We start from the raw sequence: 14,630 nt of genomic DNA, 5'->3' as shown, positions 1-14,630 counted from the left end.
AGCTATTAGTCACGCAGTTACTGAGGGGAGACTTCGGTCTTCGGCTTGCCGAAGTGCCATTCGTAGACCACGAACTTGAAGTCTTTGAGGTCGCCCTTGTCATCGAACGACAGGTCGCCGGTCGGGGTCTTGAAGGTGCCCTTGTGGATTTCCGCGGCCACTTTCTCGGCGTCGTCGCTGGTGCCAGCGGCCTTGATGCCGTCAGCGATCACCTGGACCGCGGAGTAGGCCGGGAACACGAACGGACCGCTCGGGTCCTTGCCGTCGGCCTTGATGGCATCGACGATGGCCTTGTTCGCCGGGTCGGCGTCGAAGGACTTGGGCAGGGTGACCAGCAGGCCTTCGGAGGCGTTCTGGGCGATCTGCGAGATGGAGTCGTTGCCGACGCCTTCCGGGCCCATGAACTTGGCTTTCAGGCCTTTCTCCTGGGCTTGGCGCAGGATCAGGCCCAGCTCTGGGTGGTAGCCGCCGTAGTAGACGAAGTCGACGTTGTTCTGTTTGAGCTTCTGGATGATCGAGGAGAAGTCCTTGTCACCGGCGTTCAGGCCTTCGAAGACCGCGACCTTGACGTTCTTGCCTTCCAGGGTCTGCTTGACCGCGGTGGCGATGCCCTCGCCGTACTGCTGCTTGTCGTGCAGGACCGCGACGACCTTCGGCTTGACGTGGTCGGCGATGTAATTGCCGGCGGCCGGGCCCTGGGCGCTGTCCAGGCCGATGGTGCGGAACACCAGCTTGTAGCCACGAGCGGTGATTTCCGGGCTGGTGGCGGCCGGGGTGATCATGATCACGCCTTCGTCTTCGTAGATGTCGGACGCAGGCTGGGTGGAGCTGGAGCACAGGTGGCCGACCACGAACTTGACGCCATCGTTGACCACTTTGTTGGCGACGGCCACGGCCTGTTTAGGGTCGCACGCGTCGTCGTATTCCTTGGCTTCGAGCATCTTGCCGTCGATGCCGCCCTTGGCGTTGATGTCATCGATGGCCTGCTTGGCGCCAACGAACTGCATGTCGCCATACTGGGTGACCGGGCCGGTCTTGGGCCCGGCGATACCGATCTTGATGGTATCGGCGGCAAACGAATGGCTGGCAACCCCGGCCAGTACCATTGCGGCGAACAGCTTGGAAATCTTGATCATAGTGCTCCACTCATTCTGTTGTAATTCTTATAGTCCTGGCGGCCAGGGCTACAGATCGGGCGGTCTCCGGCACGGCTACGCCATGTCGCAAGCCCACCTTCCCCGGAACATGTCCCGGAACTGTACCGGTACAGTGTAGAGCGCCCTTCGAGCGCTTGAAAAGCGGGCGAAAAGTGCCAGTTTCCCAGGGTGTCGCCTGATCGAAACAAAGATACAGAAAAGCGCCATTACTTTGCCTGCATCCTTGGCCCCGCCCCACAACTTCGGGGTTAATCGATCAAATTACATATTTGAAACCGGGTTTTTCTGCAAAAATGCCGGCCTTTTTTCATGGCCGAATTTTTGTGGAGAACCCCATGACCGATCAAGCAAGCACCCTCTATGCCAAATTGCTCGGCGAAACGGCGACCATCGAGTGGAAGGCACTGGAACGTTTCTGGGCGAAGGGTGATCTGATTTGGGTGGACCCGAGCCTGGACCTCATCGCAGTTGCCGAGGCAATGGCCGAGAATCGCAGCGAGATCTTCGCCAAGTGGCGTAATGATGGCACTGTCGCGCCGGTATCCGCGGAGCAGGCGCTAGACCTTCAGAGCCGTGATCCGGTGATCTGGGCGGTGGTGGTTTCGCCGTTCGTGGTGATGCAAGAAAAGAAAACCCAGTGACGCTGCGCCGTTTTGGTGCGTAAAAACGCACAGCGCAGTGGGGGCGAATGCTTGCCGACGTTCAGCCAAGGTGGCCGTTGGTAACAATCGCTGGGAATTCGGCACTGCGGTAACAGTTTACGGTATGCGTAATGAAGCTGGCTCGTTGCGCTTGCGCCCTGTGTGCCATGCGCGACAGCGCAGCGATGTATGATCGGCCTCCGTGCTTCCTGTTCATCTGTTATGGAGTCGCTCATGAGTACTGCATTGCCTACGCTGGGGTTTGCCGGGATCGGCCTGATGGGTTTGCCGATGTGTCGGCGCTTGCTGGCGGCGGGTTACCCCTTGGTGGTATGGAACCGCAGCCCTGAAAAATGTGCCGGGCTGGTAGCGGCCGGGGCACGGCTGGCCGCAACCCCTGCCGACTTGTGCCGCGACACTGACATGGTGTTGTTGTGCCTGGCCGATACGTCGGTGGTGCGCGAAGTGGTGTTCGGTGAGGGAGGGGTGGCCGAAGGTGGGCGCCAGGGGCAGTTGCTGGTGGACTTCTCCAGCCTGGAGCCAACCGCTACCCGCGAAATGGCGGCCGAACTGGCGGCGTTGTGCGGCATGGCCTGGCTGGATGCCCCGGTTTCCGGAGGCACGCCTGGGGCCGAGGCGGGCACCCTGGCGATCATGGTGGGCGGCGAGGCGGGTGACCTGGAACGGGCTCGCCCGGTGCTGCTGACGCTCGGGCAGCGGGTGACCCATATGGGTGCAGTCGGCGCAGGCCAAGTGACCAAGGCCTGCAACCAGATGATCGTCGCCTGCAATGCGTTGGTGATTGCCGAGGTGGTGGCCCTGGCCGAGCAGTCTGGCGTGAATGCACGACTGATCGCCGAAGCCCTGGCCGGCGGTTTCGCCGATTCCAAGCCATTGCAGATCCTGGCGCCGCAGATGGCCGAGAGCCGCTTCGAACCGATCAAGTGGCATGTACGCACCTTGCTCAAGGATCTGGATACTGCGGTGAAGTTTTCCCGCGAGCAGGGTTCGGCGACGCCGGTCAGTGGCCTTGCCGCGCAACTGATGCGCTTGCATGGTAGCCAGGGGTATCTGCAAAAAGATCCAGCGACCCTGGTCGAACTGTATCGCAACAAGGGTTGAAGCCTACGGCCTGGCGCTCGAGGCGGTCGAGGGTCGAGCGCAGCTCGGCCAGCGCCACCGGGCGGCTGAGCAGGTAGCCCTGCAGGTAGTCGCAACCATGGGCGGCGAGGAACGCGTGTTGTTCGAGGGTCTCGACGCCTTCGGTTACCACTTGCAGGTGCAGGGTATGGGCCATGACGATGATGGCCTGGACGATCTCGCGGTCTTTCTGGCTGCCGGGCACTTCCTGGATGAACGAACGATCGATCTTCAGCACATCCAGAGGCAGGCGCTTGAGGTAGGCCAGCGATGAGTACCCGGTGCCGAAATCATCGATCGACAAGGCAACACCCTGTGCGCGTACCCGCTTGAGCAAGCTGACGACCCGCTGGATATCGCCCATCAGCGCATTCTCGGTGACCTCCAACTCCAGGTGCCTTGGGGCCAGGCCCGCCTCGAACAAGGCCATTTCCACTTCGTTGGGCAGTTCCTCCCGGCCCAGGGTCACGGCCGAACAGTTGACCGTGACCTTGAGCTCGGCATGGCCTTGGCGATGGAGCGAGGCCAGGTCCTGGCAGGCACGGCGCAACACCCACAAGTCGAGGTCGGCGATCAGGCCATTGGTCTCGGCGATACCGATGAAGCGATCCGGGCTCAGCAGGCCGTGTTGGGGGTGTTGCCAGCGTACCAGGGCTTCCAGCTTGGCCACCTGGCCGTTGTGCAGGTCGAAGATCGGCTGGTAGTGCACGCACAGGCCGCGCTCCTCGAGCAGGGCGACCCGCAACTCCTCCTCCAGTTGCAACTCCAGGGTCGCGCGGGTCTTCAGGCTGTTATTGAAGAAGTTCAGGCTGTTGCGACCGCAGCCTTTGGACTGGTACAGCGCGAGGTCGGCGTGTTTGAGCAGCTCTTCGGCGGTGCGCCCGTCATCGGGGAAGATGCTGATGCCGATGCTGGTGGTCATGACCATGCGCCGCCCCCCCAGGTCGATCGGGTCCTTCATCCGCTGCATGATGCGTTGCGCCAGGTGGCGTGCTTCGTCACGGCTGTTGAGGCTGGTGACGATGCAGAACTCGTCGCCACCGAAGCGCGCCACCACGTCGTGGTTGCGGGTGGCGGCCTTGATATGGCCGGCAATCACTTTGAGCAACTCATCGCCCGCCGCATGGCCCAAGCTGTCATTGATGCGCTTGAAGTGGTCGATATCCAGGAACATCACCGCCAGCATGCGCTCATTGGCGGAAAGTTCGGCCAGGCGCTCGGCGAATACCTGGTTGAACCCGCGACGATTGACCAGGTTGGTCAGGGCATCGTAGTGAGCCGCCTGTTGCAGGGATGCGCGCGCCTGGTCCAGTTGGCTGAGCAGCACGTTGACCCGGCGCAGGTCATGTTCCTTGCTTTGCAGCTTACGGTCTGCCAGGGCGGCACTGATGCTGCTGCCGCTGATCAACAGCGTAATGAAGGCCACAGTCAGGGCCAATTGCAGGCTGTTGTCGGTAGTGGGCAAGTGCAGGGGGCTGCCGGCGGGCGCCACCAAGGTCATGGCGGCCATGCTGGAGAAGTGGGTCAGCAGCAGGCCGCCGCCCAGGAGCAGGCTGGCCGCGTATTTGCCGGCCAGGTGCAGGGTACCGCTGCCCTTGCTGATAGCACGCGCCATCAGCAAGGCCGCCAGGCTGGCGGCGATGGCGATGCCCAGCGAAGCCAACGATAGTTCCGGGTGGTAGTACGGGCGAGCGCTGGTATTCAGCGCAGCCATGCCCACGTAGTGCATCACCGTGATGCCCAGCCCGATGAGCAGTGCGCCTTGCACATAATGGCGAGGGCGCATGTCGACACGGTCGAGGCTGTTCATCGCCAGCCAGGCAGCGAGCAGGGCGACGAGCAGCGACAAGCCGGTCAGGGGAACGTCATAACGCACTTCCACCGGTGCTTGCAGGGCCAGGGTACTGGTGAAGTGCAGCGCCCAGATGCCCGCCGCCAGGCAGCAAGCACCCAGTACGCGCCACTGTCGACGAGCGGTGGGGTCTTCGCTCTGGCTCTGACGCTCGGTCATGTCCAAGGTCGCGAAGCAGGCGATGCATGCGATCCCATAGGCCAGCAACACCAGGAGGGGGTCGTGGCGGCAGTCCAGGATGATTTGGCCGGTTGTCGGCAGGGTGTCGAACAGGTGCAGTCCCAACCACTCCATTGCTCGCCTCTTCGTCGAGTTCTCACTCGTCCCCAAAAAGCCGGAGGAGACCGTTCAGCAGCAGTATAGAAATGGGAGTTCAAGCCAGCCTGGTTAATGGCATTTTGATTTCAACCATTTGGATATTGGCTCGATAGCGCGGTGTTCTAAGGCCGAAGGGGCGCGTTGCGCCCCTCTCGCGGCACAAGGCCGCGATGGGGTGCAAAGCAGCCCTTGTTACCGTGCCATCAGCCCGCGACCAATACGCGGATCGCCTCCAGGCGCAGGGCGGCCTTGTCGAGCATGGCCAGCCCGTCTTCACGTTGCTTGCGCAGGGCCTCGATCTCGCTGTCGCGCACGCTTGGGTTGACGGCCTTGAGCGCAGTCAGGCGGGCAAGCTCCTCGTCGGCCTGCGCTGCCAGGCGGCGCTGGGCCTCGGCCACGCGTTCGATGTGGGTCGGCAGGACCTTGGCCTCGCCGTCGGCGATACGCTTGGCCAGCACGTCGCGCTGGGCCTGGACGAACTTGTTGGCGCTGGCCTTGGGCACGCTTTCCAATTGGTCGTTGAGGGTTTCGAACGCCACGCGTGGGGCCAGGTCGTTGCCGTTGGCATCGAGTAGGCAGCGCAGGGCGGCCGGAGGCAGGTAGCGGCCCAACTGCAGGCTGCGCGGGGCTACCACCTCGCTGACATAGAGCAGCTCGAGCAGCACAGTGCCGGGTTTGAGCGCCTTGTTCTTGATCAGCGCTACGGCAGTGTTGCCCATGGAGCCGGACAGCACCAAGTCCATGCCGCCCTGGACCATCGGGTGTTCCCAGGTCAGGAACTGCATGTCCTCGCGCGACAGTGCCTGGTTGCGGTCGTAGGTGATGGTCACGCCTTCGTCGTCGCCCAGCGGGAAGCTGGCGTCGAGCATCTTCTCGCTCGGCTTGAGGATCAGGGCGTTTTCCGAATGGTCTTCGCTGTCGATGCCGAAGGCGTCGAACAGGGTTTCCATGTAGATCGGCAGGGCGAACTGGTCGTCCTGCTCGAGGATCGCCTCGACCAGCGCCTGGCCTTCGCCAGCACCGCCGGAGTTGAGCTCCAGCAAGCGGTCGCGGCCGGTATGCAACTCGGCTTCCAGGCGTTCGCGCTCGCTTCGTGCCTCGCCCACCAGCGTATCCCAGGCCTTGGCCTCGCCGCCCTCGAGCAACGCCAGCAGGCGAGGGCCGAACTGGTGTTGCAGCGCATTGCCGGTCGGGCAGGTATTGAGGAACGCGTTCAGGCCCAGGTGGTACCACTGGAACAGGCGCTCTTGCGGGCTGTCCTGCAGGTAGGGGATGTGCAGCTCGATGGTGTGCTTCTGGCCGATCCGGTCAAGGCGGCCGATACGCTGTTCGAGCAGGTCCGGGTGTGCCGGCAGGTCGAACATCACCAAGTGATGGGCGAACTGGAAGTTGCGGCCTTCGCTGCCGATTTCCGAACAGATCAGGACCTGGGCACCGAATTCCTCGTCGGCGAAGTAGGCTGCGGCGCGGTCGCGCTCGAGGATGCTCATGCCTTCATGGAAGACCGTGGCCGGAATACCGGAGCGCACGCGCAGCGCGTCTTCCAGATCCATGGCGGTTTCGGCATGGGCGCAGATCACCAGGACCTTGGTGCGCTTGAGCATCTTCAGGGTGTCGATCAACCAGTCCACCCGCGGGTCGAAACGCCACCAACGTTCGTCGTCGCCAGCTTCGCCCTGGGCCTGGAAGGCCACTTCCGGGTACAGCTCGGCTCGCTCGCCGCTCGGCAGGTCGACGTATTGCTGCGGGTTGGGCAGCGGGTAGGGGTGCAACTGGCGCTCGGGGAAGCCCTGGATCGCGGCACGGGTGTTACGGAACAGCACGCGGCCGGTGCCGTGGCGGTCGAGCAGTTCGCGGATCAGGCGAGCGCTGGCCTGGCTGTCGCCGTCGCTGACCGCGCCCAGCAGGGCTTCGCCCTCGGCGCCGAGGAAACCGGCAATGGTGGCGTGGGCCTTGGGCGACAAGCGGCCTTCGTCGAGCAGCTCCTGGACGGCCTCGGCCACCGGGCGGTAGTGCTCGCTTTCGGCGCGGAAGGCGGCCAGGTCATGGAAGCGGTTGGGGTCGAGCAGGCGCAGGCGGGCGAAATGGCTGTCTTGGCCCAGCTGCTCGGGCGTGGCGGTGAGCAGCAGCACGCCGGGGATGACCTGGGCCAGTTGTTCGACCAGGGCATATTCCGGGCTGGCCTGTTCTTCGTGCCAGACCAGGTGGTGGGCTTCGTCGACCACCATCAGGTCCCAGCCCGCCGCGAACAGGGCGTCCTGGGCTTTCTCGTCGTCCACCAGCCACTCCAGCGCCACCAGGGCGAGCTGGGCATCCTCGAAGGGGTTGCTGGCATCGCTTTCGATGAAGCGCTCGGCATCGAACAGTGCCACCTGCAGGTTGAAGCGGCGGCGCATTTCCACCAGCCACTGGTGCTGGAGGTTTTCCGGTACCAGGATCAGCACGCGGCTGGCGCGGCCATTGAGCAACTGGCGATGGATCACCAGGCCGGCTTCGATGGTCTTGCCCAGGCCCACTTCGTCGGCCAGCAATACGCGCGGGGCGATCCGGTCGGCGACCTCGCGGGCGATGTGCAACTGGTGGGCGATAGGTTGCGCGCGGCAGCCACCCAGGCCCCAGAGCGTCGACAGCATCTGCTTGCTGGTGTGTTGCAGGGTGTTGTAGCGCAGGGAGAACCAGGACAACGGGTCGATCTGCCCGGCGAACAGGCGGTCGCTGGCCAGGCGGAACTGGATGAAGTTGGAGAGCTGGGTCTCCGGCAGTACGCGGGCTTGGTTCTGCCCGTCGAGGCCATGGTAGACCAGCAGCCCATCGGCATCCTCGACTTCGCGCACGGTCAGCTTCCAGCCTTCGAAATGCGTGATCTGGTCGCCTGGCGAGAAACGCACACGGGTCAGCGGCGCATTGCGCAGGGAATACTGGCGGGTGTCGCCAGTGGCCGGGTAGAGCACGGTCAACAGGCGGCCATCCTGCGCCAGGATGGTACCCAGGCCGAGCTCGGCTTCGCTGTCGCTGATCCAGCGTTGCCCCGGTTGATACTGCTGCGCCATACTGCCTGAACTCCCGCGATGAAAAAGCCGACTATGTTAACGGATAGGGGCCGGTAGACCAAAGAATCTAGAGTCTAGCTGCTTCATCGACGAACAACGTCCTGCGACGAGGGCCCACACCACATGGCTGCAAAGCACCGCTGGTTGAACGCCTCCCTGGCTATGGGCAGCGTGCTGCTGCTGGCCGCCTGTGAACAGAAGAACTTCGAAACCCTGCCACCGATTCCGACTGAACAGCTGGAAGTACTGGGTGTGCGGACGCCGCTCAAGAGCGTACATTTCCGTGACCGTGACGGCGAAGGGTTGCTGGTGCTCAGCCGCATCGATGGCCAGGCCACCGATGCCGAGACCGAACAGGAGGTGGACAAGGTCATGCTCAAAGCCACCCTGTACGGGCGCGGCGCCGAGGCGGACGTGTTCGCCCCACGCTGGCAGATCGAGCAGGAAACCAGCTGCCCGGGGCTGGACCTGGACGTAGACTTCTACACCGATGTCAGTGACGCCAGCGACCTGAACAAGGATGGCGTCGCCGAGCTCACCGTGGTCAGCCATGCCTTCTGCGGCGGTGGCATCGACCCGCACGACATCGCTATCGAGATGCGTGAAGGCCAGGCGACCTACACCATCACCGGCCAATCGCTGATCACTCCGGCTGGCGAGGAGCCTGTCGGCGGCGAACGGGAGGACAGCGCATCGTTGAAAAATGCACCGCAGGTAATACGCGAGCACATGGAGGCGGTGTGGCAGCAGGTCTACAAGCGGCCTTGGAGCGAAGTCAGTCCGCCACCTGACGAGCCGTTGGACGAAGACCTCGAGTAGCGGTTGTACAGCATGTTGTGATGCGCTGCACAATCCGGTGGGTCGGTGCTCAAGTGCAAGTGATCGCCGGCCGATACAGTGGCCACAGGAGACCATTCCATGCTGCCGCCGATCATCCCGCTCAGTGCCGCACCGGTGACTTCGCAACAGGACCCGGTCAAACCGACCCCGGATATTCCTCCGGTGGTCCCGGCCCAGCCTGCTTCCAGCGACGGCACCGTCGACCTCAAGCACCAGCGCGATCCCCAGGAGCAGGCGCTGTTGCTGCGCGAGGAGCAGCGTCGCCAGCAGCAACGTCGGCAGAAGGACCAGGACGAGCGCTACAGCGCCTTGCCCGGCGACGAACTCAATGCCGACAACACCGTGCCTGTGGCGCCCCTGGGCGAGCGTACCCGCCAGGGGTTGTTGGTGGACATCGAAGTCTGAGCTGGTCAGCACGGGCGTCAGGCTTCATCATGCAAGTCTCTGCTGTCAGTCGAGCCCGCCCATGAGCCAAGACAACCTGATCGATTTCGGTGCCGAGCGCACCAAACGCATCCATGACCTCAAGGAAAAGCGCCTGAATGAAGTCCGCCAGGCGTTCGAGCAGGCCATGCCGCTGGCCAAGCCGAAGAAAAAGCCCAAGGGCAAGCCGAAGAAGCGCTGAAACTTGATGTAGATCAACCCTGCGTCCGCCTCGCATGCCCGCCCCTGGCCACCATTGACTCCGGTCAATTTTCCCTCCCCCCGTATTCGCTACCTTGCACCCATCGGACAACGGCAGACGAAACGGGAGGCCGACATGTTCTTCGACAATGTGGTTATCGCCGGTGTGGTAACGGTCGGGTTGATGTTGGTGTTCTTCGCCGGTCTGGGCATTTTCATCTGGAAGGATTCGAGCAAGCGCAAGCCGCGCTGAGCCTTCCAGGTTCACGAGCACGCAAGGCATTTAGGGCGACTTCGGTCGCCCATTTTTTTGCCTGGAATTTCCCAACGCCTTCGCGGCAACGCATTCCTGTGTAGGTGCGGGCTTGTGTGGGATGTGTTTCCTTGAATGATGCTTAGCTAGCTAATTAATTCGCCACGCTTTATCCTTGCGCCGTTGTCTATCTTTTTAATCATCACCCCCGCAAGGTCCGATTCGTGCCCATCACCTTCCAGGCCCTGTTCGCACCCAGCAACCTCGCCCTCAAGTTCGCCATCAAGACCGTGCTTGGGGGTGGCCTGGCGTTGTGGTTGGCCATGCGTTGGGGCTTGGAGCAGCCTTCATGGGCGCTGATGACCGCTTTCATCGTCGCCCAGCCGCTGTCGGGCATGGTGGTGCAGAAGGGCCTGGCCCGCCTGGCCGGCACCTTGGTCGGTACGTTCATGTCGGTGGTCTTCATCGCCCTGTTCGCCCAGGCGCCCTGGCTGTTTCTGCTGACCCTGGCGTTGTGGCTTGCGTTGTGTACCGCAGCCTCCACCCAGTTGCGCAGTGCCTGGGCCTATTCGTTCGTACTGGCGGGTTACACCGTGGCGATCATTGCTTTGCCCTCGATCAACCATCCTTTGCAGGTGTTCGACCAAGCCGTAGCGCGCTGCACCGAGATCTGCCTGGGGATCGTCTGCGCCACGGCCACCAGCGCCTTGCTCTGGCCGATGCGCGTCGAGCAGCAGCTCGCAGACCAGGCGCGCCAGGCCTGGCAGAACGGCTTGCAGGCCTCCAGCGCCATGCTGGGCGGCGAAGACGAGGGGCGCAAGGGTTTGCTTGAAATCCTCGGGCGGATCGTCGCCATCGATGCCCAGCGTGAACACGCTTGGTTCGAAGGCAACCGTGGCCGCCAACGGGCCAGGGCGATTCGTGGGCTGAGCCAGAAGCTCATGGTGTTGCTGCGTATCTCGCGTTCGGTGCGCCGCCAATGGCGTCAGCTCGATGAAGCCGAGGCCGATCGGCTGGCGCCCTGGTTGAACGAGGTGCGCGCGCAACTGGCCGAGCCCGACCCACCCAGCCTGTTGTTGTTGCGCCAGCGAATCTGGGATGCCGCCCATGACGAGCAGATCAGCTCGGCCGAGCATTATTGCCTGGCGCGCATGGCCCTGTTGCTGGACGTCGCCATGGCTGCGACCCAGGCCTTGCAGGACGCCGAACAGGGCAGGGCGCCGAAGGACGTGCCCCAAGGCCTGGCAGTCCATCGCGACCTGCCGCTGGCCTTGCTGTTTGGCTCACGCAGTGCCCTGGCCTTCCTGGCCATGGCCAGTTTCTGGCTGGCCACCGCGTGGCCGGCGGCGCCGGGCGGGCTGGTGCTGACCTGTGTGGTCTGCAGCCTGTTCGCCAGCCGCGAGAATGGCGCGCAGATCGGCCTGAGCTTCCTGAGGGGCATCCTGCTGGCCATTCCCGTGGCCTTTTTGGTCGGGCAGATCCTCCTGCCGCAATGGAGCAGTTTCGCCATGCTCTGCCTGGGGATGGGAGTGCCGCTGTTCCTGGGGGCCCTGGGCATGGCGCATCCGCGCACTGGTGCGACTGCCACGTCCTATTGCCTGCACTTCATCGTGTTGGTGGCCCCGCTCAATACCATGCAGTTCGATGTCGCGGCCATGCTCAATAGCGCCCAAGCCATGTTGCTAGGCGTTGGAGCCGCGGTCATGGCCTTCCGCCTGGTGGTGCTACGCCACCCGGCCTGGCTCGGCCGTCGCCTGCGGGCGGCGACCCAGAGCGACCTGGTGCGCCTGACCCGGCGCGACCTGCGTGGTGCCGACAGCTGGTTCGGTGGGCGTATGGCCGACCGCTTGATGCAGTTGGCCAGGCACGCCAGTGAATTGCCGGAGGCCGAGCGCAAACGTTGGGACGATGGCGTGCACGCACTGGATATCGGTGACGAGCTGGTGCACTTGCGCATGTGCCTGGCCGTGGCCCAGGCACCCCTGGGGCCAGCCGAACGCCATTACCTGCAGCAGTTGGAGGCCGTCCTGGCCAGTGGGCCGGCACCAGGGCGCAGCCAACGCCTGGACGCGGCGACCGAGCAATTCATCGAGGCGTTGCGCCGTCAGCCGCCGAGCGACCCGCTACGCCTGGCCGTTGGCGCGGTGCTGCAACTGCGCAGCAGTTGGGGCAAGTGGTGCCATCGGCAGGAGGAGATCCATGGGGTTGCGTGAATGGGCACTGGGCGGTGTGCTGCTCAGTCCGTTTCTGATCTATGCGTTGCTGGCGCTGCTGCTCACCGGTCTGCTGCGCCTGGTGGTGCAGGCCACGCCGCTGGGTCGGTGGATCTGGCACGAGGCGTTGTTCGATGCGGCATTGTTCGTTTGTGTTCTGTCCCTGGTGGTGCATGTCCTGGGGCCTTTGTAAGGAGTGATACCCATGCGTACAGCCGTACGTGCCTTCGTTACCCTCTGTGTGGTGGCTCTGGCCATATTCGCCGGCTATCACCTTTGGCAGTACTACATGCTCACGCCCTGGACCCGTGATGCACGGGTGCGTGCAGACGTGGTGGTCATCGCCCCGGACGTGTCCGGTTGGGTGCGCGAGCTCAAGGTGCGCGACAACCAGCAGGTAAAGGCCGGCGATCTGCTCATGAGCATCGACCGCGAGCGCTTCCAGGCCGCTTTCGACCAAGCCAGTGCCGTGGCCGAGACCCGCGCCCACCAATTGCGCCTGCGTGAGCGCGAGGCGGCGCGGCGCACGGCCCTGGGCCCCGATGCGATCAGCGCCGAGCTGCGCGAGAATGCCCAGATCAACGCTGCCGTCGCACGGGGTGAGCTGCATGAAGCCCAGGCGCAGCTGCAGGTGGCGAGGATCAACCTTGAGCGCAGCGAAGTCCGGGCCCCGCGCAGCGGGCACATCACCAACCTGCGCCTGGCCCAGGGCAACTATGTCAACACCGGCCAATCGGTCATGGCCCTGGTGGATGATGCCACCTTCTATATCCAGGCCTATTTCGAAGAGACCAAGCTGCCGCGCATCCATGTCGGAGACCCGGTGAAAGTCTGGCTGATGGGCGCCGGCGAGGCGATCGACGGCCATGTGCAAAGCATCAGCCGCGGCATCACCGACAGCAACAGCAATCCTGACAGCCAACTGTTGCCTGAGGTTGAACCGACATTCAACTGGGTACGCCTGGCCCAGCGCATCCCGGTGCGCATCCGCCTGGATCATATTCCCAAGGACATCAACCTCAGTGCCGGGATGACTGCCAGCGTGCAGGTGCACGAGGCGCCGGCCGAACATTGAGCGTCATGGACGCACGTTGACCTTTGATCGGTCGACGGGCAGGCGGAAGCTGAACAACGTCCCCACCTGGGCATTCGATACGACCTCCATGGAGCCGCCATGGGCCAAGGCGATCTGGTTGGCTATATAAAGCCCCAGTCCCAGCCCTTGCTGTGGTCTGCTGGAGAGTGGCCGGGAAAAGGGCTGGAACAGCTGTGCCAGGACTTGCGCGGGGATCGGCTCGCCCAGGTTGTGCACGCTGAGTACGAAGATCCCGTCGTGCAGGGTCGCGGTGACGGTGACCGGCTCTTCGGCGGCGCCATGGGCCAGGGCGTTGGCGATCAGGTTGGAGAGCAGTTGGGCGATGCGTTCGCGATCGCAGTGCAGCCCACCGATGTCGCCGATGTTCAGCAGGATCTGCCGTTGTGGATGCACCCGTTGCAACTCCGAGGCCACATGGGTCAGAGCCTCGGCCAGGTCGTGGCAGGGCTGCTGGTTGATGGGGATGCCGCTGCCCAGGCGGCCGCGGGCGAAGTCCAGCATATCGCGCACCAGCTGGGCGGCGCGGCTGCCGGAGGTATGTATGTGCCGGGCGATGGCTCGGTTGCGCTCGTCCTGCAAGCGCTGGACGAGCAACTCCGCCCCGGCCGTGATGGCGAACAATGGGTTGCGCAGGTCGTGGCCGAGTACCGCGATGAACTGCTCGCGTACCTCCGCCATGGCGCGCTCTTTCTGTAGGGCCTGTTCGGTGCGCTGTGCGCTTTCCTCGCTTTCTATCTGGATCGACAGCAGGCGGGCGAACGATTCCATCATGGGTTGGATGGCGCTGCCCTTGAGTGAGGTGGGCCTGGGGTCCAGGGCGCTGATGGTGCCGAAGAAACTGCCGTCGGTGCGTAGCACCGGCACCGAGATATAGCTTTCGAAACGGTAGACCCGTGGTGCGTGATGCCGGGCGTACTGGTCGTCCTCACTGGCCTGGTCGATCACGATGGTCTGGTGGCTGCTGCGGATTTCCTGGCACAGGGTTGTGGTGACGTCGAGTTCGTCGCCAGGCTTGAGGCCCAGACCCAGGTTGTCCAGTACGGCGCAGGCGGTCCAGCTGTTCTCGGTCACCCGTGCCACGGCGGCAAAGCGCATGCCGGTGGTCTCGCAGATGACCTGGAGAAGGGCAGGGACTGCGTTGATGCGGCCGATGGTGGCGATGTCGGCGCTGATGGCGTTGGCCATGACAGAGCAGTGTCCGTGGCGGTAAGAAGCATCAGTCTAGCGGGGCGCCTGGGGCGGGATGGAAAAAGTGGGCGAACGGTCTTGGGTTGTCTGGATCAGGTAGATGCCGAAGTTCTGAAGGCCGGTACCTGTTCGCCTTTAAATGCGGCCTTCAATCTAAATATTTCAAATAATTGAAATAAAGGGTTGACGTGCCGTTTCAGGGGCCTATAATGCGCCCCACTTCCGACGCAGTCGAAACGCAAAACTCCTTGAGATTCA

Annotated in this window: 13 protein-coding genes; 9 read left to right on the top strand and 4 right to left on the bottom strand. The window is 63.5% G+C overall.

The annotated features are described in order from the left end of the window. Positions 1–17 precede the first annotated feature (17 nt). A complete protein-coding gene (locus AC1MHZ_RS08820) occupies positions 18–1,136 on the bottom strand; it encodes a branched-chain amino acid ABC transporter substrate-binding protein (protein WP_084856096.1) in 1,119 nt (372 codons plus the stop codon). A 356-nt stretch (positions 1,137–1,492) separates the two neighbouring features. Here AC1MHZ_RS08820 and AC1MHZ_RS08815 point away from each other — a divergent pair, with 356 nt between their 5' ends. Both AC1MHZ_RS08815 and AC1MHZ_RS08810 read left to right on the top strand, forming a co-directional pair. Then, positions 1,493–1,798 (top strand): DUF2288 domain-containing protein, encoded by a 306-nt coding sequence (locus tag AC1MHZ_RS08815; RefSeq protein ID WP_084856102.1) that lies wholly within the window; start codon positions 1,493–1,495, stop codon positions 1,796–1,798. A gap of 234 nt (positions 1,799–2,032) precedes the next feature. Further along, positions 2,033–2,920, top strand: coding sequence for an NAD(P)-dependent oxidoreductase (locus AC1MHZ_RS08810; protein ID WP_482966273.1), 888 nt, complete (start codon positions 2,033–2,035; stop codon positions 2,918–2,920). Here the strand turns inward: AC1MHZ_RS08810 and AC1MHZ_RS08805 are convergent. Together AC1MHZ_RS08805 and rapA are read right to left on the bottom strand one after the other, a co-directional pair. Next, positions 2,820–5,084, bottom strand: coding sequence for a putative bifunctional diguanylate cyclase/phosphodiesterase (locus tag AC1MHZ_RS08805; RefSeq protein ID WP_084856105.1), 2,265 nt, complete (start codon positions 5,082–5,084; stop codon positions 2,820–2,822). The two genes, AC1MHZ_RS08810 and AC1MHZ_RS08805, sit on opposite strands and share 101 nt — an antisense overlap. A 227-nt stretch (positions 5,085–5,311) precedes the next feature. Continuing rightward, complete coding sequence (rapA, locus tag AC1MHZ_RS08800; RefSeq protein ID WP_324816603.1) at positions 5,312–8,158, bottom strand: RNA polymerase-associated protein RapA; 2,847 nt, start codon at positions 8,156–8,158, stop codon at positions 5,312–5,314. Between the two features lie 123 nt (positions 8,159–8,281). Here rapA and AC1MHZ_RS08795 point away from each other — a divergent pair, with 123 nt between their 5' ends. The 7 genes from AC1MHZ_RS08795 to AC1MHZ_RS08765 all read left to right on the top strand — a co-directional run bounded on the left by AC1MHZ_RS08795 (position 8,282) and on the right by AC1MHZ_RS08765 (position 13,163). Beyond that, positions 8,282–8,977, top strand: a complete 696-nt coding sequence (locus AC1MHZ_RS08795) for a M949_RS01915 family surface polysaccharide biosynthesis protein (protein WP_482966272.1) — start codon at positions 8,282–8,284, stop codon at positions 8,975–8,977. A gap of 99 nt (positions 8,978–9,076) precedes the next feature. Continuing rightward, positions 9,077–9,403 carry an aspartate-semialdehyde dehydrogenase gene (locus AC1MHZ_RS08790; protein ID WP_084856110.1) on the top strand — a complete coding sequence of 109 codons (327 nt, stop codon included), beginning with the start codon at positions 9,077–9,079 and terminating at the stop codon, positions 9,401–9,403. A 61-nt stretch (positions 9,404–9,464) separates the two neighbouring features. Continuing rightward, complete coding sequence (locus AC1MHZ_RS08785; protein ID WP_172402998.1) at positions 9,465–9,623, top strand: hypothetical protein; 159 nt, start codon at positions 9,465–9,467, stop codon at positions 9,621–9,623. 135 nt (positions 9,624–9,758) lie between these two features. Beyond that, entirely contained in the window at positions 9,759–9,875 is a 117-nt protein-coding gene (gene ccoM, locus AC1MHZ_RS08780; protein ID WP_301178464.1) for a cytochrome c oxidase subunit CcoM, read from the top strand. Between the two features lie 224 nt (positions 9,876–10,099). Continuing rightward, the gene (locus AC1MHZ_RS08775; RefSeq protein WP_084856112.1) at positions 10,100–12,088 is read left to right on the top strand and encodes an FUSC family protein; all 1,989 of its coding nucleotides are present in this window, start codon (positions 10,100–10,102) and stop codon (positions 12,086–12,088) included. Further along, positions 12,075–12,281, top strand: a complete 207-nt coding sequence (locus tag AC1MHZ_RS08770; protein ID WP_084856114.1) for a DUF1656 domain-containing protein — start codon at positions 12,075–12,077, stop codon at positions 12,279–12,281. Before AC1MHZ_RS08775 ends, AC1MHZ_RS08770 begins: the two co-directional genes overlap by 14 nt. 12 nt (positions 12,282–12,293) lie before the next feature. Next, the gene (locus tag AC1MHZ_RS08765) at positions 12,294–13,163 is read left to right on the top strand and encodes an efflux RND transporter periplasmic adaptor subunit (RefSeq protein ID WP_084856116.1); all 870 of its coding nucleotides are present in this window, start codon (positions 12,294–12,296) and stop codon (positions 13,161–13,163) included. 3 nt (positions 13,164–13,166) lie between these two features. Here the strand turns inward: AC1MHZ_RS08765 and AC1MHZ_RS08760 are convergent, their stop codons facing one another. Beyond that, entirely contained in the window at positions 13,167–14,369 is a 1,203-nt protein-coding gene (locus tag AC1MHZ_RS08760; RefSeq protein ID WP_084856118.1) for a GAF domain-containing sensor histidine kinase, read from the bottom strand. Between the last annotated feature and the right edge of the window lie 261 nt (positions 14,370–14,630).

The sequence above is a fragment of the Pseudomonas sp. FA-1 genome, from assembly GCF_056856075.1.
This window is presented reverse-complemented; position numbering and strand designations above follow the sequence as displayed.

Bases quoted from the DNA above. Each gene is read 5' to 3' on its own strand.
- AC1MHZ_RS08785 (WP_172402998.1), top strand. From the start codon at position 9,465: ATGAGCCAAGACAACCTGATCGATTTCGGTGCCGAGCGCACCAAACGC.
- ccoM (WP_301178464.1), top strand. From the start codon at position 9,759: ATGTTCTTCGACAATGTGGTTATCGCCGGTGTGGTAACGGTCGGGTTG.
- rapA (WP_324816603.1), bottom strand. From the start codon at position 8,158: ATGGCGCAGCAGTATCAACCGGGGCAACGCTGGATCAGCGACAGCGAA.
- AC1MHZ_RS08790 (WP_084856110.1), top strand. From the start codon at position 9,077: ATGCTGCCGCCGATCATCCCGCTCAGTGCCGCACCGGTGACTTCGCAA.
- AC1MHZ_RS08770 (WP_084856114.1), top strand. From the start codon at position 12,075: ATGGGGTTGCGTGAATGGGCACTGGGCGGTGTGCTGCTCAGTCCGTTT.
- AC1MHZ_RS08810 (WP_482966273.1), top strand. From the start codon at position 2,033: ATGAGTACTGCATTGCCTACGCTGGGGTTTGCCGGGATCGGCCTGATG.
- AC1MHZ_RS08765 (WP_084856116.1), top strand. From the start codon at position 12,294: ATGCGTACAGCCGTACGTGCCTTCGTTACCCTCTGTGTGGTGGCTCTG.
- AC1MHZ_RS08795 (WP_482966272.1), top strand. From the start codon at position 8,282: ATGGCTGCAAAGCACCGCTGGTTGAACGCCTCCCTGGCTATGGGCAGC.
- AC1MHZ_RS08760 (WP_084856118.1), bottom strand. From the start codon at position 14,369: ATGGCCAACGCCATCAGCGCCGACATCGCCACCATCGGCCGCATCAAC.
- AC1MHZ_RS08805 (WP_084856105.1), bottom strand. From the start codon at position 5,084: ATGGAGTGGTTGGGACTGCACCTGTTCGACACCCTGCCGACAACCGGC.
- AC1MHZ_RS08815 (WP_084856102.1), top strand. From the start codon at position 1,493: ATGACCGATCAAGCAAGCACCCTCTATGCCAAATTGCTCGGCGAAACG.
- AC1MHZ_RS08820 (WP_084856096.1), bottom strand. From the start codon at position 1,136: ATGATCAAGATTTCCAAGCTGTTCGCCGCAATGGTACTGGCCGGGGTT.